Origin of the sequence: Gemmatimonas sp. (assembly GCF_044345575.1) — a bacterium.
Classification (GTDB): domain Bacteria; phylum Gemmatimonadota; class Gemmatimonadetes; order Gemmatimonadales; family Gemmatimonadaceae; genus Gemmatimonas.
In genome coordinates, this window is record NZ_JBIJAW010000028.1 from 1 (window position 1) to 20,065 (window position 20,065).

The window sequence follows — 20,065 nt, forward strand, 5'->3', positions numbered from 1 at the left end:
CGGCTGTGCCCCTATTCGATCGGGTCGGTCTGCACCGGGTTGATGTCCGATGTTTCGGCCACGCGGGCGGCCCGCTCAAGACCGTGTGGAGCTGCGGTGAGATCGAAGTGACCGTGCGCGGCGAGGTGCCGTTGTCGCCCGCGTCGAAGCGAGCGCTCGACATGACGCAGCTCCGCGAGCAGTTCGGACGCCTCGGTGGCACACCGTTCAAGCTCGGCGCGGTCGAAATCACCGGGCTCGCCGCCGGACTGTTCATTCCGGTGAGCGAACTCAATCGCCTGCGGCAGGAAGCGACAGAGCAGATCGAGCAGCAGCTGGGCTGGGCGCGCATGAGCGATGTGGCCGTCCGTGAGGCGCGCATCGACGAATGCGTGGCGCGGGTGCCACTAACGACATCCAACAGCGTGGGCGAGGCCTCGGCGTTCGCGCTTCGCGCCGTCGTGTACGACCTCGAGACGGCACGCGAGGCCGCCGCCGGTGGCGCCACGGATATCGTGCTCGATCCGTTCCTGCGGCACCCGACCCCACCGTTGGCGCGGGTCACCGCGTTGCGCGACGAGTTGGCGGCCCAGGGCATTTCGCTGCGCCTTCGCACGCCGACTATTGTACGCCCGGAGGAGCGCGGGCGTCTCGCCAAATGGTTCGGGCTGGGGCTGCCCCTGCTGACCGGGCATCTCGGGCTCGCAGCGGAGTTCGGCCGCGATGGACACGACGTGATTGCCGACTATGCGACGAACGTGTTCAACCAGCACACGGCGGCGCTGCTCTTCGAGTTGGGCGCGACGCGCGTCGTCGCGTCCATCGAACTCACCACAGACGAGCTAAGCCAATTGGTGGCGCCTTGGGACGGGCGGGGCTTCGAGGTGCTCGTGTATGGGCGTACCGAGGGCATGACCATCGAACACTGCGTGCTCAGCGCGGCGTTCGAGCGCGAGCCCACCACGTGCCGCGATCTCTGTGTACAGAAGCATACGAACGTGTCACTGACCGACCCGGCCGGCTACACGTTTGCGGTGGCGACGGACAGCAATTGCCGCAACCGACTGCTGCATTCGCGGCCGATCGACGCCACGGAGTTCCTACCCACGCTGTGGGCGCAGGGCATTCGCGGTTATCAGATGGTGTTCAACGTACCGGGTGATCCGGTGCAGGCACTCGTGCGCGCCTACCGCGAGACGCTGGACGCGCTCGCCGTGGGCGGCTCCCCCGATCTGCACGGCGCACGGAAGCTGCTCGCCGGCGCATTCACACGCGGTCACTTTGCCAGGGCGGTGTAACGTGGGTGGGTTGATGCGAAGATTCGCTCCGGTGCTGCCGTTGCTGCTCACCGTGTGGTGCGCGTACGATGCGGTCATGGCGGTGCAGCAGGGCCGAACGGGCAAGGCCGTCTGGGAAGGCGTCAAGGCACTCCTGTTCCTCGGCGTTGCGTATCTCATGAACGATACCGGCAAGCGAATCTCCGACTCGTAGGCGTAGGCGTATGCGTCGATTCGGTGCGACGCGCCATTTTTTGATGTCACGCCCAATTCGCTGAGGCGGTACCGTGCGCCATGATCATCGCGCGCCCCCCCGTTTCGTCGCCATCATTCGGCCGGCTCGAGCCCTTCGGCACCCTCGACGAGGCGCGCGCCGTTCTGCGTGAACGATTCGGCTATCCGGACTTCCGGCCGCCACAGTTGGGGGCCATCGAAGCCGCGTTATCCGGACGCGATGCGCTGGTCGTGCTGCCGACCGGCGGTGGGAAATCCCTCTGCTATCAGGTGCCGGCGCTCGTGCGCGGCGGCCTCACCGTGGTCATCAGCCCGCTGATCTCGCTGATGAAGGACCAGGTGGAGGCCCTCGAGAAGCGCGGGGTTGCTGCCGCCTATATCAACAGTACCCTCGGCGTGACGGCATCATCGGAGCGGATGGCACGCGTTCGAGACCGGTCGCTGCAGCTGCTATATCTCTCGCCGGAACGACTTGAATCCGGGCGAACACTCGAACAGCTGGCCGCGGTAGGCGTGAGTTTGCTGGCCGTGGATGAGGCCCACTGCATCAGCGAATGGGGACACGATTTTCGTCCGAGCTATCGGCGTATTGGGGCGATGCGCGACCGGCTGGGAGGGCTCCAAACCATTGCCCTCACAGCCACGGCCACACCACAGGTCCGCCGCGACATCGTACAGCAGCTGGCGCTCCGCGAGCCCGCAGTCGCCGTTGCCGGGTTTGATCGCACCAACCTCACGTACCACGTGCGTAGCGTGCGACACGAGCGCGAGAAGGACGAGCAGACCATTACGCGGCTCCGCGAGGTCGACGCGCCAACCATCGTGTACACGCCCACGCGCAACGCGGTCGAGCGGATCACGTCGATGCTGGTCCGCGCACGGGTGCCGGCGACCGCCTACCACGCGGGGCTTGCCCACACGGTCCGCCAGCGGGCCCAGGACGCATTCATGGACGAGCGCGCGCGCGTCATCGTCGCCACGAGTGCGTTCGGCATGGGCATCGACAAAGCCGATGTACGCCTGGTGATACATCACGCCATGCCAGGCTCGCTCGAGGCCTATTACCAGGAGGCGGGCAGGGCAGGGCGAGACGGGAAGGACAGCATCTGTATCCTGCTCCACACCCCGAAGGATCGAGACACGCACGAGTTTTTCCTGCGCGGCACGCATCCCGCGCGTCCGCTCGTCGAACGCGTGTGGCGGTTACTGCAGGGCATGGCCGACGCCAACGGTGTCGTCCCGTTGTCACCCGACCAGTTCACCGCACAGGCCGGAGGTACCATCGCCCCTCGGGAGGCGGGCGCCGCCATTCGTGTCCTGGCCTCGCATCACCTGTGTCGGGTGGACCCGCCGATTCCCGGCCAGGTCCATGTTCGCCTCCTCGCCTCCCCGATCCGCATCGCGCGGGAATTGTCCGGAGAGCGCCAATTCGAGCGCGACGTGCTACGGGCGCTCTGGCGCGGGACGGGCGCCCGCATCGTGACCGGTGCCTCCGTGGATCTCGATGGCCTGCCGCCCGGATTTGGGGGAGCGATGGGATTGGTCCCTATTCTTGAACGCCTCGCAGCGCAGCAGTTCGTCACGTGGACGCGCGCCGGTGGGGGCATTCGGCTACTCCGCGCACGGCGGGACGCCTCGCCTCCGGTCAATTGGCAACACCTTGAGCGTCGTCGACGTACTGACATGGCGAGGCTCGATGCCATGGAGGGCTATGTGTACGCGCACCATTGCCGAAGAGCGTACGTCCTGCGCTATTTCGGGGATCGCGAAGCCCGGGCACACTGCGGCGCCTGTGACCGGTGTCTCGCCTCCCCCTCCACTTTGCAGTCCCGCTCCCGCTGTACCCCCGTGCGTGCACGGTCACGCCCACGGTCCTGACACTCCCTCCTCCCCGACCGTTCCCGATGGACGACAGTCTCTATTTCTCCGAGCAACACCTCGCCGTGCGAGACATGGTGAGAGCCTTCGCGCGCGAGGACATTGCGCCGGTGGCAGCCCAACATGACGAGGCCTCGACGTTCCCCTGGGAGAACGTCAAGAAGATGGGTGAGCTCGGACTCCTCGGTGTCCCATGGGCCGAAGAGGTTGGTGGCGCCGGTTTCGACACGATCAGCTTCATGATCGCGATCGAGGAACTCGCGAAGGTCTGCGCGTCGCACTCGATCACCATCTCCGCGCACACCACCCTCGGCACCTCGCCGATCGTCAACTTCGGTACGCCGTCGCAGATCGAGCGCTATGTCCCGCTCCTCGCCAGTGGCAAGGTGCTCGGTGGATTCGGGCTGACGGAGGAAAGCGCGGGCAGCGATGCGGGCGGAACGCGAACGACGGCCGTCAAGAAGGACGGCTATTACCTCCTCAACGGGAGCAAGCGCTTCATCACGCACGCCGGCGTCGGTGAGGTGTTCGTGGTCACGGCCGTCACAGATCCATCGAAGGGGACCAAGGGGATCTCCAGCTTCATCCTCACGAAGGAAGGTGTGGATGCCGCACAGTGCCGCGCGCTGGGCGTCGGCCACGACGGGTCCCTGCCCAACATGCGGGGGTTCACGGCGGGGAAAAAGGAAGACAAGCTGGGATGGCGCGCCTCCGACACGCGCGAACTGCTGTTCGACAACGTCGAGGTGCCAGCTGAGAATCTGCTCGGGACCGAGGGGCTCGGCTTCATCAACTTCATGAAGACCCTCGATGCGGGGCGCATCGGCATTGCTGCGCTGTCCATCGGTATTGCGCAGGGCGCGCTCGACGAGTCACTCAAGTACGCCAGCGTGCGCAAGCAGTTCGGCTCAGCGATTGCAAGCTTCCAGGGCGTGCAGTTCCAGTTGAGCGATATGGCCACCGAGATCGAGGCCGGGCGCCATCTGGTGTACCATGCGGCGTGGTTGTCGCAGAACGGGAAGCCATTCGGCAAGGAAGCCGCGATGGCCAAGTTGTTCTGCTCCGAGTTGGCCATGCGTGCAACCATCAAGGCCATCCAGATCCATGGCGGCTATGGATATACCAAGGACTACCCCGTCGAGCGCTATATGCGTGATGCCAAGATCTGCGAGATCGGCGAGGGGACGAGTGAGATCCAGCGCCTGGTGATCGCCCGCCATTTGCTCAAGGGGCTGATGGCCTGATCAGCCTCCCGGAACCCGCAACCCGAACTCAATGCCCGGAACTGATGAGTCGAGGGTACCGAGTTCGGGTACCGGGTTTCGGGGGGTCCCATCGGGTTGTGGGGGCCCTATTGCCCGAATAGCTTTCCCGCGTACCACCTAGCCGTCGCTTTTGGCGCCGGCGGCCCGTGCGACTCACGGGCCGTTTGCGTTTGTGGGCCGGGCCTTCCGGGACCAGCGTGTCGCCGGCCGACCCGTCCGCACGTCCGTCCGCCTGACACGCCACCGCGTCGATCGCGGAGTCCCGCGTTTCTTCTCCGAGGCCTGCGCCTTTTGCCGCAGCGACAGCCGTCGCCAGCGCGAAACGGTCCGCGACCCGGAGCGCGAGGGTTCCGAGCCGATCTCGTCAGCCGGAAGGGGAGCCTTGTGACGTTCGATCGTGCGCTGCCTCTGCCGGCCTCACCAGGCGGGCATTCCCCGGGCGCGCGGGGTCTTCCATGCAGGTCCACCGTATGTGTTGTCGCGTGAGGCGGGGTGGAGTCGCCGCTGCCGTACGCTGACGACGGGTTTCAATGAAGCGAGAACTCCTGGTGAACGCGACGCCGCGTGAGACGCGCGTCGCCATCATCGAGGACGGCCAACTTGTGGAACTGCTGGTCGATCGTCCGGACGCACGTCGCATGGTTGGCGATGTGTATCTCGGCAAGGTCGAGGCTGTTCTGCCCGGTATTCAGGCCGCCTTCGTAAACATCGGTACCGAAAAGTCAGCGTTCCTGCACGCCGCCGACGTGGTGGTCGAAGACGCCCAAGTGTCGGATGACGACGACGAGGACGAAGAGACCAGCGACGATCAGGGCGGCGGTGGGCGCCGAGGGCGCAAGGAAGTCCGCCCTATCCAGGATCTGCTCAAGCGTGGTCAGGACATCCTCGTCCAGATCACCAAGGAGCCCATCTCCACCAAGGGGCCGCGCGTCACCGCGCAGGTGTCGCTGGCCGGTCGTTTCCTCGTCTACATGCCGTTCGCGTCGAAGGTAGGCGTGAGCCGCAAGATCGACGAGCGGTCTGAGCGTCAGCGACTGCGTGGCATGGTCGGCGAGATGCTCCCTGACAACTCAGGCGGCGTGATCGTCCGCACCGTGTCCGAGGACGCGACCAAGGAAACGTTCGAGCGTGAACTGAACACGCTGATGAACAACTGGAAGCGCATCAAGCGGAAGACGCAGTTCATGCGCGCGCCGGCCCTGGTGCATCGCGAAACGAACGTCACCCGCGGTTTGGTGCGCGACCTCTTCAGCGCCAAGGTCGAGCGGGTGCTGGTCGACTCCAAGCAGGTCTACAACGAGATCACCGAGTATCTGCAGGGCATCGCGCCGGATCTCGTCGAGCGGGTGAAGCTGTACGAAGACACCGTCCCGCTCTTCGACAAGGAAGAGATCGAAACAGAGATTCGCGATCTCTTCAAGCGGCGCTGTGACCTGCCCAGCGGTGGCTACATCATCATCGAGCAGACCGAAGCGTTGGTCTCCATCGACGTGAACTCTGGCCGCTACACCGGTAAGCGCGACCCCGAAAAGACCATCTTCAAAACCAACACCGAAGCGGCCCGCGAGATCGCGCGCCAACTCCGGCTGCGGGACGTGGGTGGTATCATCGTCTGCGACTTCATCGACATGGAGACGCAGGGGAACCGGGATAAGGTGCTGCACGAGCTCCGCACCCACCTCGGCCGGGACCGGGCGCGCACCAAGGCGTTCGCGGTCTCCGACCTCGGCCTGGTGGAGATGACACGCCAGCGCGTCCGCCAGAGTCATTACCAGAGCATGACCGAGCCGTGCCCCACCTGCAGCGGCACGGGACGGGTCTTCACCCCCGAAACCATCGTCCGGCGCACCGAGCGTGCCGTCCGGCGGATTTCGGCGGAGGGGCGCAAGGAGCCGGTGGTGCTGCGTCTCCACCCCGAAGTGGCGCTTCATGTACTGGAACAGGAGCACGACTTCGTGAAGCGCCTAGAGAAGATGGCCGGTTTCCCGCTCGAGCTGCGCGACGATCCGCTGCTCAAGCCCGACGAGATCAAGCTCGTCGTCCGTGGGGCGCAGCGGGACATCACCCAGCAGTACGCCCTCGCCTGAGTTCGGGTCGGCGCGCCCCGTCGGTCACGCCGACCACCCGTTGACACCTAAAGCCAATCCGGATAAGCTTCTAGGCTACGTCTGGAACGCACATAACTGGAACACACCATGAGCTACGCCATCATCCGCACCGGCGGCAAGCAGTTCCGCGCCGAGCCGGGCAAGACCCTTCGGATCCCTTCGTTGCTGGGTGAAGCCGGCACGGCCGTCGAATTCAACGACGTCCTTCTCGGCTCCGACGGCAAGCAGGTCCAGGTGGGTGTGCCCACGCTCTCTGGCGCCAAGGTGACGGCGGAGATCGTGAAGCACGGCCTCGAAGACAAGATCATTGTCTTCAAGTTCAAGCGCCGGAAGAACTACGCCCGCAAGCAGGGCCATCGGCAGAAGTTCACGGAAGTTCGTATCAAGGACATCACCCTCGGCTGAGCGCCGGCGGTGCGCCCCTCCGGCGCGCCTCCCAACTGGAGTATTCGTCATGGCACATAAGAAGGGCGTCGGCTCCTCACGCAACGGCCGCGATTCCAATCCGAAGTACCGTGGAATCAAGAAGTACGGCGGTGAGTTCGTGACGGCCGGCAACATCATCCTGCGTCAGTGCGGCACCAAGTGGCACCCGGGCGCCAACGTGGGTATGGGCACCGATTACACGATCTACTCGCTCGTCGATGGCGTCGTGGAATTTGCCCACAAGAGCAAGAAGGCCTACAAGGTCAACGTCGTCCCCGTCGTGTTCGTCGAGGAGACGGTCGAGGCGTAATCCCGCCCGACAGGCGAGAGGGGCAGGGCACCTATACGGTGGCCTGCCCCTTTTTCGTGGGCGTACTCATTTCGTCGTAACCTCCGGCCGCCGTCTCCCGTAGGGTTCCATAGGACCGCCACTTCACGCGAGGACACCATGGCAATCTGGGATAAGGTCAAGCAAGGGATCGACAAGGCCGGCAAGGCCGCGCAAGACGTCTTCGACGAGGGGAAGCTGCGCCTCGACGCGTACCGGGCCCGCGAACAGGCCGACAAGGCCGCGGAAGCGCTGGGCTATGCCCTGTTCCGAGCTGCCGAGGCGGGCGGCGATCTGGACGCCGATGCGCGTCAACGCCTCATGAGCGCGGTACGGGCGCGTGATGAAGAAGCGCGCCGTCTCGAAACCGAGCTCGCGAACGAGCGGGCGCGACACGCCGCGTCCGGCACGGCCGCCCCATCCGCCAATCAGGCGGAGACCACCGCACCACCCAGCTCTACGCCCCCCTCGTCGCCTCCGCCGGGGGCAGGACCGTACTGATCACCTCGGGGACATCGGTGCAAATGCCGTCAACGCCCCATGCCGCCAACTGGCGCGCATGGGGCGCGCTGTTCACCGTCCACGCGATGAGTTCCACCCCGGCCTCGTGTGCCGCCACCACCAGGGTCTCGTCGATCAACTCGGCGTGCTGCCAGAAGGCCTTCGCCTCCGACGACGCCAGAACCCCGCGAATGTCGAGGGGATAGGAAGCGCTCAGCAGACCGATCGGCGTCGCCGGGCGGAGCGCCCGCAGCCCGACGGGTATTCGGTGATCGAACGCGTGAACGGCGGCGCGAACACCCGTGAACTCGTCGAGCAGCGCAGCCACCGCCGCCTCTGTGTTGGACGCCTTCACCTCCACGAACAGCTCGGCTTGTGCGCCCACCAGGGCGAACACCTCGCGCAGCGTTGGAATGTGATCGTCGTCCCCGAGTCGGCACTCGGCCACCTGCGCGGCGGTGAGTGACGCGATCGGCACCGCTTCGATGCTTTCGCCGCGGCGGAAGGTCAGCGCCGGGTCATGATGCACCACCAGCACACCATCGCGGGTCGCGTGGACATCGAGTTCAATCCCGTCCACCCCAAGGTCGAGGGCGCGCTGAAAGGCCGGGATCGTGTTCTCCCGGAACGCCCGTGAGGCACCGCGATGGGCAATGATCAGCGGACGGCGAGCGTGGAGGTTCGCGTTGGTGAGCATGTTGGAATGCTCTCGCCGCAAGCCACGGTGGTCAATCGGTGCGGAACCGGATTAACACCTGACCGGCCAACTCGTCCAATATTCCGAACGTATGATCGACGCCACCCAGCAGGAGGACTCCCGGATCGATGGGAGCCTCATCACCCAGTGGAAGGCAGGCGACCAGCGGGCCGCGACGGCGATCGTCGAGCGGCACGCTGAAGCGCTCGCGCGTTTCGCGGGACGGTTGGGGGTGACCGAGGACATCGATGAACTCGTGCAGGACACGTTCATCCGTGCTTTCTCGGCGATTGATTCGTTCCGGGCCGACAGTTCCTTGCGCACGTGGCTGTTTACCATCGAACGCCGGCTCGTGATTGACCGACGGCGCGCAGAAGCACGCCGAGGGCACGGAATCGAGATCGACGACATGCATGCGGCGAGCGGGTTCGATGCGCTGGACACCATGGTGGCGGATGAAGCGGCCGAGCGTGTCGCGGGCGCCATGGCGCGTCTCACGCGCATGCAGCGCGAGGTGTTCGTCTTGCGGGTGCAGGAAGGCCGGAGCTACAAGGACATCGCCGAAATTCTCGGATCTACCGAGGGAGCGGCGCGAGTGCATTATCACAACGCCATGCGCGCGGTGAAGGAGTTTCTCCATGACTGAGTGCCGCAGCCCCGTGCTGCAGGACATGCTGCCGGATTACGCCGCCGAGTCGCTTGACGGCGTCGCGATGGCGCGCGTGCGCGACCATCTCGCCACCTGCGCGGCGTGCTCGGACGATCTCGTCGTTCTGCAGTTGGTTCGGCAGGCACGGCCACGCGTCGCAGGGCCGGATATTGCGCGAATCATCGCGGCATTGCCCGCCGCCCCGAGTGGCCCGGGGATCGAGTTCACGGGACCTCGCCTCGTGCACGACGAACCCTCGACGAGCGTGCCAACGTTACCACCGACGATGCGGCGCCAGCGCGCCGGTGGCACGCTGTTCGGCATGCCTGTGTGGCGTATCGCCGCCACGCTCGGTGTGGTGATCGCTGGTGGTGCATCCGTGCTAGTTGCGCGCCGCGGCATTATCGACGTCCAACGGTCCACAGTGCCCAACGTGATGACACCCACGGAATCAGCTACCACCGTGGCGTCCGCCTCGGGCGGCACGGAAACACTCACCGTGGCGACGCCGGCCTCGTCCGTGCATAGCGTGACGGTGTCGTACGGCGATCTGGGCGATTACAGCGAGTCGGAACTCGAAAGTATGATTTCCCGTCTCGAGCAGTGGGACGGCGCAACGAATACCGAGCCCCTTCCCGGCGTCCCCATCATTCCCAATGCGGGCGGAGGTGCGTTATGAAGCACGGCTTGATGACGACGATGTTCGACTTCTGGGGACGGCACATGCCTCGGGTCATCGCAGCGGCGTTACTGGCGAGCGTCGTCCCGTCGGCAGCCACGGCACAGGTCACCCCCCCCGCGGGCGAACGCCGAGGCGGGCGCCCCGACGATCCCCGGCGCGGGGAACTGGAACGGCGCTTCCAGCAACGCGTCGACGCGATGGTGCGGCAGCGCCTGCAGCTCACCGACGAGCAGGCCACGAAGCTGCGCGAGGTGGCGAGTCGCGCTGAGACCACGCGGCGCGCATTGCGTCGCGAGGAGATGCAGGCGCGCCAGGCGATGCGCGATGAGTTGCTGGCCGGTGACCACGCCAACGAATCGAAGGTGGCGGATTTGATGGAGCAGATGCCGCGGCTCGAGCGGCGTCGAATCGAACTTATGGAGCAGGAACAGCGCGAGCTGTCGAAATTCCTGTCGCCGATACAGCGCGCCCGCTATTTCGCCCTGCAGGACGAGCTGCGTCGCAACATGCAGGAGCTGCAGCGCCGTCGTATGGGAACGGTCGATTCGAGCCAGGTCTCAGGTCGGGATGGCGTCGACGGACGCCAGCGACGACGCCCGCCGGGGATTGACCGGTAGCGATCGTACCGGTGGCGATGTACACTTGAAGGAAGCAAACGGGCGCTCGGAAGGCGCCCCTTTGCATGCCCGGATGGCGGAATTGGCAGACGCAGAGGACTCAAAATCCTCCGACCGCAAGGTCTTGTGGGTTCGACCCCCACTCTGGGCACTTGGGCGCTTCCCATTTGGGGGCGTTCGGGCGAGCATTGATGGGTCGCTCAACGTTTCGAAGACACGGAGCGTTAGCCACGGCAGTGCACGGTCCGAGCGGCTGTGGTTGGTCCGATGGGGTGTAGCTCAATGGCAGAGCATCCGACTGTTAATCGGACGGTTGGTGGTTCGAGTCCACCCGCCCCAGTTTTTCGAAGCCCGGTCCCCGCGGATCGGGCTTCGTCATTTCGGGTACATTGCCCGCACGCTCCGGGCGCCTCTAGCTTTTCCGAGCGCGTTCTCGCCTCCGGTCCGTCCTTTCCTCCGCCTCCGATGCCGATTTCGTTTTCGCTCGTTCATGCCGCGCCCGATGCGGTCGACACACCGCTTCTGGTCGTCATTCTGCCGGCCGACCCGGCGTGGCCGGCCGTACTCGGTGGCATCGATCAGCAGGTGAACGGCGCGATCACGCGTACGCTGGCTCGTCGCGATTTCCGTGGGGGCCGGGACGAGACCATGCTCTTCGTCGGAGCCGAACAGGGGGTACAGCGCATCCTTCTGGTGGGCCGTGGCGCGGCCCCGCTCACCCGCACGACCGCACGCCGCGCGGCATCTGTCGCGGCGCGGCAGGCGAGCAAGCTTGGCCTCACGGAGATGCATCTGTTCCTGGCCGAGGCTGGGGCGGCTCACGTGGAAGGACTCGTCATCGGCGCTGGAGCTGGGAGCTGGAGCTACCCCGATCTCCAAACGCCGCCCGCTGCGAAGGATCGCCGTGCGCGCCTTGAACGGGTCGGGGTGATCGCCAGCGACCAGGACGAGACGCGTGCAGCGTTCGCGGCCGGCGTGGCCATTGCCGAGGGGCAGGCGATCGCCAGGCGACTCGGTCAGATGCCGGGCAACTATTGCACGCCCGACACATTCGTTGAGGTCGGTCGCGAGATTGCCGCCCGCCACAGCATGGGACTCACCGTGCTCGGGCGCAGCGACATGGCGGAGCTCGGCATGGGCTCATTCTTGTGCGTCGCGCAGGGCACGACACAGGAACCACGACTCGTGGCGCTCGAGTACAACGGCGGCCCGGCTGGACAGCAGCCCGTGGTGCTCATCGGCAAGGGACTGTGCTTCGATACCGGCGGTATCTCGATCAAGCCCGCGCCGGAGATGGAGTGGATGAAGTTCGACATGTCCGGCGCCGGCGGGGTCATGGGCGCGATGGAGGCGATTGGCCAGCTCAAGCTGCCCATCAATGTGGTCGGCATCATCGGCTCCACCACCAACATGCCCTCCGGTGAAGCCGTGAAGCCCGGCGATGTCGTGCGGGCGTCCAATGGCAAGACGATCGAGATCATCAACACCGATGCGGAGGGGCGTCTGGTGCTCGCCGATCTCCTCGTGTTCGCCAAGCGCTATAACCCGGCAATCGCCATCGATGCGGCGACGCTCACCGGAGCGATCGTGATCGGACTCGGCCACAACGCGGTCGGCGTCTTCAGCACCGACAAGCAGGCCGCAGATGAAGTGCTGGCCGCCGGCGAATTGGCAGGCGAACCGGGGTGGGCCATGCCGATGTGGGATGACTACCGCGAACAGATCAAGAGCGATGTCGCCGACATGAAGAATACGGGCGGTCGGGCAGGCGGCTCCATCACGGCCGCGCTCTTCCTCCAGGAGTTCGTCGACGGCTTCCCCTTCGTCCACCTCGACGTGGCGGGCACCGCGTACTCGCAGGCCGATCTCGGCTGGATTCCCAAGGGCCCGACCGGTACGCCGGTGGGAACGTTCGTGGAATTCGTTCGGGCGCGCGCGCGCGCGTGATTCGGCGTCTTGCCCGATGGCTGTGCCTGTTGGCCGTTGCCGCTCCGGTGACGGTCCTCGGCGCGCAGGTGCGCCCGGATAGCACGAAGCGAGCGGACTCGGCGCGCGTGGCGGTGCCTTCGCCGGCCCAGGATACGGCGCGCAAGGCCAACCAGGCCGTGGAGGCCGCGCCGAAGGATTCCTTGGGTGCGGCCCAGAAAGCTGCGGCCGATTCGGTCGCGAGGGTGCGATTGCGCGAACGAGCCGACAGCATCGCCAAGGTGCGCGCCGCGGACACCGTGAAAGCACCCATGGCGCAGTACGAAACGCCGCGCAGTCTGGAGGTCACGGAGCGTCTCCGCTGGCGCCGCGATTCTATCCTCGCGACCGGCGCGCTCAATCTGGCCGACCTCCTCGATCGGGTGCCCGGAATCACATCGTATCGCAGCGGTTGGCTGGCCGGGGTGCACGCCGCCTCGTTCAATGGCGATGGCTCCCGCCTTCGCGTGTTTCTCGACGGCGTCGAACTCGATGCCGTCGAGCCGCGCAATGGCGGCATGCTGGATCTCACCGACGTCCCGATCTGGAACCTCGACGAGGTGCAGATCGAGCGCGCGCCCGGTGAGGTCCGTGTCTGGTTGCGGTCGATGACCGTCACCAGCACCACGCCGGCAACGCGTGTCGACATCTTCACCGGTGATCTCAATACCAACGCCTTTCGCGGATTCCTCTCGCGTCGTTGGCGCAACGGCTTCGCGTTCCAGTTCGGCGGCCAGCAGATCGCGACGCAGAGCGGACGGATTTCGGCGTTCACGGGGCAGGAGACCAGTACGCGATTGCGCAGTGATGGCGAACTGCAGGCGTTCTACCTGCGGTTGGGGTGGTCGCGTCGTCGGTGGAGCGCCGACGTGTTTGCGAACGCGACATCACGCGATCGTGACGGACACACGCCGCGCACCGATTACCTCGCCCTCCCCGGGTACAAGGGACAGCGACGCGATGCCTATGTGCGCGTGGGATACGGTGACACGACGCGCGGCCTTTGGTCGCAGGCGATTCTGAGCGCCGTACGCACAAAGCAGCAGGGCAGTGATACCACCCTCGTGAGCGGCAAGGACTCGATCTTCATCGAGGGTGACACGATTCGTGGGCAGACGCAGCACCTGGTCGCCGTGGGGTATCGGGCGAGCTGGTGGTCGGCGTCACTGACCAATCGCCTACGACCGACGAACGGAGCGTTGCAGCAGGCGCCCGTCCTGCGCGGCCAGCTGTCGTGGTGGAAACTGGACGCTGGCACGTGGATCGAGCGCAATGGTCGTGATTCCACCGATCGCAGTGATCTGTTCGCGCGGCTCCGCCCGCTCCCTTGGGTGACGCTGCTGCTGGGTCGCAGCACGCGGACCCCGGCCGACACAACGGGACGTCCGACCGGAAGCTCCCTGCGAGCCGAAGCTGCCGTACGCTTCAAGGGACTATGGCTCGGGGGTGGCGTCCTGCGTGACGATGGCGCGGTCTATGGCACCATCCCCCTCATCGGGGCACGACCGGGCGTGATCGCGGCCAATCCGGCCACGGGGGTCACCGCGTCCGTTCACGGGCGCCTGTACAAGGACCTCCAACTCGATGTGCAGGCCATCACCTGGGACGCCGCCCAGTACAACCGCCCGAAGACGCAGTTCCGTACCGAGCTCGCGCTGGTGTCGGAGTGGCGGCGGAAGTTTCCGAAGGGACAGTTCGGCTTCAACGCGCGCCTCATTCTCGACAGTCGTTCGGGGGTGCCGTTCTACTACGGCCCGGAGGAAGACCCGGCCAAGTGGATTACCGAACCCGCGATTGTGGCCACCGGCCTCCTCGAGATCCGCATCCAGCGCGGCACCCTGTTTTATCAATACCGCAACCTGACGGGCGGCCAGTACGAGCAGATCCGCGGGATCACCATGCCGCCCGCGGTGCAGTTGTACGGTATGCGCTGGCAGTTCTTCAACTGATGCGGTCATCCCCCGTCGCTCCGGGTGAGGTTATCATTCCCCGATGATTCGCTCGATGACAGGGTACGGACAGGCCGAGGGCACGGTAGGGTCGCTGCGCGTCGTGGTAGATGTGCGCACGGTCAATCACCGGTTCTTCTCGCCCAGCATCAAGCTGCCGGGCGCCTTCGGCCGATGGGAGACGGATGTTCGTGAGGCGATGCGTCTCAAGGTCGCACGCGGGCACGTCACCCTGACGGCGCGCAGTGAGCGCCTGACTGAGACGGCCCTCGCCATCGACGAAGCGCGGTTCGGGGCCGTGACGGCGCAACTGCAGGCGCTCGTAGCGCAATTCGGTCTGTCCGGCGGTGTCGATCTCGCCAGTGTACTCCGCATGCCCGATGTGATGTCGGCGCCGCGTGAGGACGACGCGACCGGCACGGTGGCCGAGTTGGTGGGCATCGTGGAGACCGCACTCGACGCGTTGCAACGCGCCCGGGCCGACGAGGGCGATCGCTTGGTGACGGTACTGCGCCAGCGCCTCGAGGTCGTGGAAGGGGCCCTTGAGCGGATCGCCGTGCGCGCCCCTGAGCGTGTCGTTGCGTATCGTGACAAGCTACGCGAGAACGTGCAGGAGCTCGCCGCTGGCGTGGTGGTGGACGAGGCCCGCCTGTCGATGGAAATCGCCATTCTGGCGGACCGGATGGACGTGGCCGAGGAACTGGATCGGTTCCGGTCGCACATCGTCGCTTTCCGCGCCACGCTCGACGATGCAGGTGGAGAACCGGTCGGCAAACGTCTGGGCTTCCTCCTGCAGGAAATGCTCAGAGAGGCGAACACCACCGGGAGCAAGGCGTCGGACGCCCCGATCCTCCATGAAGTCGTGGGGCTCAAGGAAGAGCTGGAGCGTATCCGGGAGCAGGTGGAGAATCTCGAGTGAGCACCTTTCCGGTCATTCTGTCCGCCCCGTCCGGGGGCGGAAAGACCACGATTGCGCGTCGCCTGCTGGAGCGGCGGCGGGATCTTGGTTATTCTGTGAGTTGCACGACGCGCGCCCCCCGGGATGGGGAGGTGGACGGCCGTGATTACCGGTTCCTCAGTCGGGACGCGTTCGAAGCCGCGGTGCGCCGTGGAGAGTTCGCGGAATGGGCGGAGGTACACGGGAACCTGTACGGCACGCTGCGTTCCGAGGTCGAGCGGGTACTCGGCACCGGTCGCCACGTGCTCATGGACATCGATGTGCAGGGGGCGCGCCAGTTCCACGCGGCGTTTCCGCAGACAGTGCTCGTCTTCGTGTTGCCGCCGTCGGGCGAGGTGCTCAAGGCGCGGCTGGCAGGACGGGGGAGTGAGGATCGTGCGAAGTTGCTGGTACGCCTGCGCAATGCGCGGGCCGAGTTGAGTGAAGTCGGTCGCTATCACTACGTGGTGGTGAACGACAATCTCGACCGGGCCGTCGATCAGGTGAGCGCCATCATCGACGCCGAGGGACTCCGGCACGACCGGGTGCACGAAATCGAAGGGCAAGTCGAGGGGCTCATCGCCCAGCTCGAGCAGGAAATCCACGTCTTCAGCCAGGACGACTGATGCAGGTTTTCACTCCGACGGATGTGGCCAAGCACGCGGCCAACAAGTATCTCAGCGTGCTCATCGCGGCCAAGTTCGCCCGCGTGTTGAACGAGTTCCCGCGCGATCGTTCGCTCCATGAGAAGAAGCTCACCACCCGTGCGCTCGAAGAGCTCACGCATGGTGAGATCGAGTACAAGGTGGTGCCGCGCCGTCGTTCGGCCTGATCCGAACCGGAGTGGCAGGTCCTCGCGCCGCGCCGTGACTCCGGTCTCGGCGCGGCGCGTTTTCTCCCCACCATCGATGCTCCTTCTCGATCGGCGTTGGCTTGCACAGCGCTGACCGTTTTCCCCCACCCACCCGCCCCCTTCGTGGACGCCAGGGACCGGCTACGCCGCTATCTCGAACAGCGTCGCGAACTCGGTGAGTCCGAGTTCGTGCTCGACGGCCTCCCCGTCGAGGATGTGCTGCGCCTGGTGGGTGCCCGAGCCACAGGGGCGGCGCGAGGGCGTGGCGATGCCGCGGCCGCTCCGCGTGCGCCGCGGGCGGCGGCGCCCGACATGGCGCGCGCGCCGGAACCACCCCAGTACCAGGAATCGCCACCAACGCCGCCCGCGATGCCGGCGCCACAGCCCGAACGCCGCTTTTCCGAAAGCGCCAGTACCGATTGGCGCGAAACACTTCGGAATGCCGGAGCCGGGCGACCGGGAAGCGCGGCCGCGACAGCAGGCGGCCCCGGGGCGAACCCCCCGCTTCCGGCCACGCCCGCCGCCGAGGCGCCGGCGGCATCAACGCCCCCCACCATTGGCGCGCCGATGCCGGTGAGCGCCGCGAGCGTGCTGCCACCGTGGCTCGAGGCCTTGGGAATTCCTGCCGGACTCGAGGCGGGGCGCCTGCGGCTCACCGAAATCGCCCCCGATGTGGCGGCCGTTCCGACGCTCGACGAGCTCGCGGCGCACATCGCAGCGTGCACGTCGTGCGCGCTGCACAAGAGCGCGAAGCATCCGGTGCCGGGCGAGGGGAACCAACATGCGGACATCCTGTGTGTCGGCGAACCACCTGATGCCCACGAGGATGAGCAGGGGCGGCCATTCGTCGGAGAAGCCGGCCAGCTCCTCACCAAGATCCTCGGCGCCATCCAGCTGTCGCGCGACGAGGTGTACATCTGCAACGTCCTCAGGCATCGCCCGCCCGGCAACCGTGATCCGTTGCCGGATGAAGTGATCGCCTGCCAGCCCTATCTGTTGCGCCAGGTCGAGCTCGTGCGCCCCAAGGTCATTCTGGCCCTGGGTCGATTCGCGGCGCAGACCCTGCTGCAAACGACCACCGGCATCGGCGCGCTGCGGGGCAAGATCCATCGCTATCACGGCGTGCCGCTGATCGTGACGTACCCCCCCGCGGCATTGCTGCACAACGAATCGTGGAAGCGCCCCACCTGGGAAGACGTGAAACTTGCCCGCCGCGTGCTTGATGCGGCGCGCGCTGCCGAACGCAGCACGGAGTGAAGTGAGATGACGAGTCTGGCCGTAACCACCAGCGGCAGTGCCAGCCCTGCCGTGCAGAACACCGGCGCGGCGCGCGATCCCTACAAGGAGCGCCGCCCCCCTTGGTCGGAAGAGGCGGAACAGGCGGTCTTGGGCGCCATGCTCCTCGATGCCGATGCCATCCTGCGTGCCGGTGAGCACGTGGATGACACGATGTTCTATCGCGAAGGCCACCGTCGCCTCTTTCGCGCCATGTTGGCGATTACGGAACGGGGCAGCGTGGTGGACCCGCTCACGCTCGCCGACGAACTCGAACGCCGCGGCGAACTGGAGCACGCCGGGGGGCGTGAATATCTCGCGTTCCTCCTCGATGCGGTCCCCACGGTCGCGAACGTGGAGTACCACGCGAAGATCGTGAAGGAGAAGGCGCTGCTCCGCCGGCTCATCGAGGTGAGCACGGAGATCGTGCAGGAAGCCTTCGAGGGGCGCATTACGGCGGGCGACCTGCTCGACAACGCGGAGTCGCGCATCTTCTCGCTCGGCCAGAGCAAAGAGAAGGGCGGTTTCTCGCGTATCAAGGAGCTGCTGTGGCCCGCGATGGAGAAGCTCGAGCTGCTGGCGCAGCGCGACCAGGCGGTGACGGGCGTCCCCACGGGCTTCATCGAACTCGACAACATGACGTCGGGGCTGCAGCCCGCCGACCTGGTCATTGTGGCCGCGCGCCCCTCCATGGGCAAGACGGCTTTTACGCTGAACATTGCCCAACACGCGGCGATCACCGCCAAGGTGCCGGTGGCGTTCTTCTCGCTCGAAATGAGCAAGGAGTCACTCGTACAGCGTATGCTGGCGGCCGAAGCCCTCATCGACGCGCAGGCGCTGCGTAAAGGTGGTAGGGCGCTCGATGAATCGATGCCACGTTTGGCGCAGGCCGCGGGTATCCTGAGTCATGCCCCCATCTTCATCGACGATACGCCCGGCATCACCCTGCTCGACATGCGCGCGAAGGCACGCCGCCTCAAGGCCGAACACGATCTCGGCCTCATCATCGTGGACTACCTGCAGCTCATGACGGGACCCGCCGGCGTGGAGAACCGTCAGCAGGAAGTCTCGCAGATTTCGCGTGGCCTCAAGGCGCTCGCGAAGGAACTCAGCGTGCCCGTAGTGGCGCTGTCGCAGCTCTCACGCGCCCCGGAACAGCGTACCGGTGATGACAAGGGACGCCCGCAGCTTTCCGACCTCCGCGAATCTGGCGCGATCGAGCAGGACGCCGACGTCATCATGTTCATCTTCCGTCAGGAAGTGTACGCCGAACGCGATGAGAACGGCCGCCTCAAGGATCCCACCGTGGAAGGGCGCGCCGAGATCATCATCGGCAAGCAGCGTAACGGCCCTATCGGCAGCGCGCGCCTCTTCTACCACAAGCAGTACACGCGCTTCGACAACTTCTCGGCCCGCGAAGCGCCGCCCGAATACGGCGGTGGCGGTGGTGGCTACGGCGGGGGTGGCTTCGGCGGGCCCAAGTTGGTGAAGGGCGGCGACGACGACTTCGGCGGTACCCCCTTCTGATGGCGAAGGCCAAAACCGTCTACGCGTGTACCGACTGCGGCGCCCAGTCTCCCAAGTGGGCGGGGCGCTGCGACGCGTGCGGGGCCTGGAACACACTGGCCGAGGAAATTGTCGCGGCCGTCCCCACGAGCAAGCGTACGCAAGCGCGCCAGGCGGCCGGGGTGGCAGGAACGACGGTGTCGCTCGGGCGGGTCACTGCCGCCGACACGCCGCGGTATCGCACGGGCCTCGACGAATTCGATTTCGTCCTCGGCGGCGGCATCGTTCCCGGGAGCATGGTGCTCGTGGGCGGCGAACCCGGCATCGGCAAGAGCACACTGCTGCTGCAGGTCGCGGCACGGCTGCAGGCGGCGGGGCATCCCACGTTGTACGTCTCAGGCGAAGAGAGTGCGCTGCAGGTGCGATTGCGCGCCGACCGCCTCGCCGAAGATGCGAGCAACGTGTCGCTCTTCACCGAAACGTCGCTCGAAACCATTCTCGCCACGGCGGCCCAGCCGTCGGTCGACGGTCGCCCTGTGCAGTGCGTGATCGTCGACTCCATTCAGACGGTCCACACCGAACTGCTCGAGGGGGCGCCGGGCAATGTGGGGCAGGTGCGCGAGTGCGCGGCGCGCCTCATGCGCTTCGCGAAGGATACCAACACCACGGTGTTCGTCATCGGTCACGTCACCAAGGGTGGTGGGATCGCCGGTCCGAAGACGCTCGAGCACATCGTGGACACGGTGCTCTACTTCGAAGGGGACGGCACCCTCGATCATCGGGTACTTCGCGCCACGAAGAATCGTTTCGGGAGCGTGGACGAGATCGGGGTGTTCCGCATGGTCGGCACCGGCCTCGTCCCCGTGGAGAATCCGTCGGCCCTGTTCCTCGGGGATCGTCGGGAGGTAGCGAGCGGGAGCGCGGTCTGTGCCCTCATGG

At 66.0% G+C, this 20,065-nt stretch carries 20 protein-coding genes and 2 tRNA genes; 21 read left to right on the forward strand and 1 reads right to left on the reverse strand.

Annotation, left to right across the window (positions count from 1 at the left end):
• The 8 genes from ACIQ6O_RS03350 to ACIQ6O_RS03385 all read left to right on the forward strand — a co-directional run.
• On the forward strand, nt 1-1,277 hold a 1,277-nt coding region (locus tag ACIQ6O_RS03350), incomplete at its 5' end, for a DUF3656 domain-containing protein (RefSeq protein WP_396206362.1).
• A 13-nt stretch (nt 1,278-1,290) separates the two neighbouring features.
• Nucleotides 1,291-1,470 carry a hypothetical protein gene (locus ACIQ6O_RS03355; RefSeq protein WP_396206363.1) on the forward strand — a complete coding sequence of 60 codons (180 nt, stop codon included), beginning with the start codon at nt 1,291-1,293 and terminating at the stop codon, nt 1,468-1,470.
• A gap of 80 nt (nt 1,471-1,550) precedes the next feature.
• On the forward strand, nt 1,551-3,368 hold the full coding sequence (locus ACIQ6O_RS03360) for an ATP-dependent DNA helicase RecQ (protein ID WP_396206364.1): 1,818 nt from the start codon (nt 1,551-1,553) through the stop codon (nt 3,366-3,368).
• Between the two features lie 26 nt (nt 3,369-3,394).
• Entirely contained in the window at nt 3,395-4,612 is a 1,218-nt protein-coding gene (locus ACIQ6O_RS03365) for an acyl-CoA dehydrogenase (protein ID WP_396206365.1), read from the forward strand.
• Nucleotides 4,613-5,163: 551 nt separating this feature from the next.
• Nucleotides 5,164-6,720: a ribonuclease E/G gene (locus tag ACIQ6O_RS03370; protein WP_396206366.1), complete on the forward strand. Its 1,557-nt coding sequence runs from the start codon at nt 5,164-5,166 to the stop codon at nt 6,718-6,720.
• 108 nt (nt 6,721-6,828) lie between these two features.
• A complete protein-coding gene (gene rplU, locus ACIQ6O_RS03375; RefSeq protein WP_396206367.1) occupies nt 6,829-7,146 on the forward strand; it encodes a 50S ribosomal protein L21 in 318 nt (105 codons plus the stop codon).
• A gap of 49 nt (nt 7,147-7,195) precedes the next feature.
• Nucleotides 7,196-7,477, forward strand: a complete 282-nt coding sequence (gene rpmA, locus ACIQ6O_RS03380; RefSeq protein WP_396206368.1) for a 50S ribosomal protein L27 — start codon at nt 7,196-7,198, stop codon at nt 7,475-7,477.
• A gap of 138 nt (nt 7,478-7,615) precedes the next feature.
• Nucleotides 7,616-7,996 (forward strand): hypothetical protein, encoded by a 381-nt coding sequence (locus ACIQ6O_RS03385; RefSeq protein ID WP_396206370.1) that lies wholly within the window; start codon nt 7,616-7,618, stop codon nt 7,994-7,996.
• On the opposite strand, the gene ACIQ6O_RS03390 is transcribed toward ACIQ6O_RS03385, so the two are convergent.
• Nucleotides 7,953-8,693, reverse strand: a complete 741-nt coding sequence (locus tag ACIQ6O_RS03390; RefSeq protein WP_396206371.1) for a glycerophosphodiester phosphodiesterase — start codon at nt 8,691-8,693, stop codon at nt 7,953-7,955. The two genes, ACIQ6O_RS03385 and ACIQ6O_RS03390, sit on opposite strands and share 44 nt — an antisense overlap.
• 91 nt (nt 8,694-8,784) lie before the next feature.
• Between ACIQ6O_RS03390 and ACIQ6O_RS03395 the strand changes: the two genes are divergently transcribed.
• From ACIQ6O_RS03395 to ACIQ6O_RS03455, 13 genes are all read left to right on the forward strand, one after another.
• Complete coding sequence (locus tag ACIQ6O_RS03395) at nt 8,785-9,339, forward strand: RNA polymerase sigma factor (RefSeq protein WP_396206372.1); 555 nt, start codon at nt 8,785-8,787, stop codon at nt 9,337-9,339.
• Nucleotides 9,332-10,021 carry a zf-HC2 domain-containing protein gene (locus ACIQ6O_RS03400; protein WP_396206373.1) on the forward strand — a complete coding sequence of 230 codons (690 nt, stop codon included), beginning with the start codon at nt 9,332-9,334 and terminating at the stop codon, nt 10,019-10,021. The genes ACIQ6O_RS03395 and ACIQ6O_RS03400 overlap by 8 nt, the downstream gene beginning before the upstream one ends.
• Nucleotides 10,018-10,641 carry a Spy/CpxP family protein refolding chaperone gene (locus ACIQ6O_RS03405; RefSeq protein WP_396206374.1) on the forward strand — a complete coding sequence of 208 codons (624 nt, stop codon included), beginning with the start codon at nt 10,018-10,020 and terminating at the stop codon, nt 10,639-10,641. The genes ACIQ6O_RS03400 and ACIQ6O_RS03405 overlap by 4 nt, the downstream gene beginning before the upstream one ends.
• A gap of 67 nt (nt 10,642-10,708) precedes the next feature.
• Nucleotides 10,709-10,792 (forward strand) — tRNA-Leu (locus ACIQ6O_RS03410).
• Between the two features lie 117 nt (nt 10,793-10,909).
• Nucleotides 10,910-10,981 (forward strand) — tRNA-Asn (locus ACIQ6O_RS03415).
• Between the two features lie 125 nt (nt 10,982-11,106).
• Complete coding sequence (locus ACIQ6O_RS03420; protein ID WP_396206375.1) at nt 11,107-12,588, forward strand: leucyl aminopeptidase; 1,482 nt, start codon at nt 11,107-11,109, stop codon at nt 12,586-12,588.
• Nucleotides 12,585-14,555 carry a TonB-dependent receptor plug domain-containing protein gene (locus tag ACIQ6O_RS03425; protein ID WP_396206376.1) on the forward strand — a complete coding sequence of 657 codons (1,971 nt, stop codon included), beginning with the start codon at nt 12,585-12,587 and terminating at the stop codon, nt 14,553-14,555. Before ACIQ6O_RS03420 ends, ACIQ6O_RS03425 begins: the two co-directional genes overlap by 4 nt.
• Nucleotides 14,556-14,598: 43 nt before the next feature.
• Nucleotides 14,599-15,474 carry a YicC/YloC family endoribonuclease gene (locus ACIQ6O_RS03430; RefSeq protein WP_396206377.1) on the forward strand — a complete coding sequence of 292 codons (876 nt, stop codon included), beginning with the start codon at nt 14,599-14,601 and terminating at the stop codon, nt 15,472-15,474.
• Entirely contained in the window at nt 15,471-16,118 is a 648-nt protein-coding gene (gene gmk / locus ACIQ6O_RS03435; RefSeq protein ID WP_396206378.1) for a guanylate kinase, read from the forward strand. The genes ACIQ6O_RS03430 and gmk overlap by 4 nt, the downstream gene beginning before the upstream one ends.
• Entirely contained in the window at nt 16,118-16,324 is a 207-nt protein-coding gene (locus ACIQ6O_RS03440) for a DNA-directed RNA polymerase subunit omega (protein WP_306520087.1), read from the forward strand. The genes gmk and ACIQ6O_RS03440 overlap by 1 nt, the downstream gene beginning before the upstream one ends.
• A gap of 144 nt (nt 16,325-16,468) precedes the next feature.
• The gene (locus ACIQ6O_RS03445; RefSeq protein WP_396206380.1) at nt 16,469-17,602 is read left to right on the forward strand and encodes a uracil-DNA glycosylase; all 1,134 of its coding nucleotides are present in this window, start codon (nt 16,469-16,471) and stop codon (nt 17,600-17,602) included.
• Between the two features lie 6 nt (nt 17,603-17,608).
• Entirely contained in the window at nt 17,609-19,147 is a 1,539-nt protein-coding gene (gene dnaB / locus ACIQ6O_RS03450; RefSeq protein WP_396206381.1) for a replicative DNA helicase, read from the forward strand.
• On the forward strand, nt 19,147-20,065 hold a 919-nt coding region (locus tag ACIQ6O_RS03455; RefSeq protein ID WP_396206382.1), incomplete at its 3' end, for an ATPase domain-containing protein. The genes dnaB and ACIQ6O_RS03455, both read left to right, overlap by 1 nt.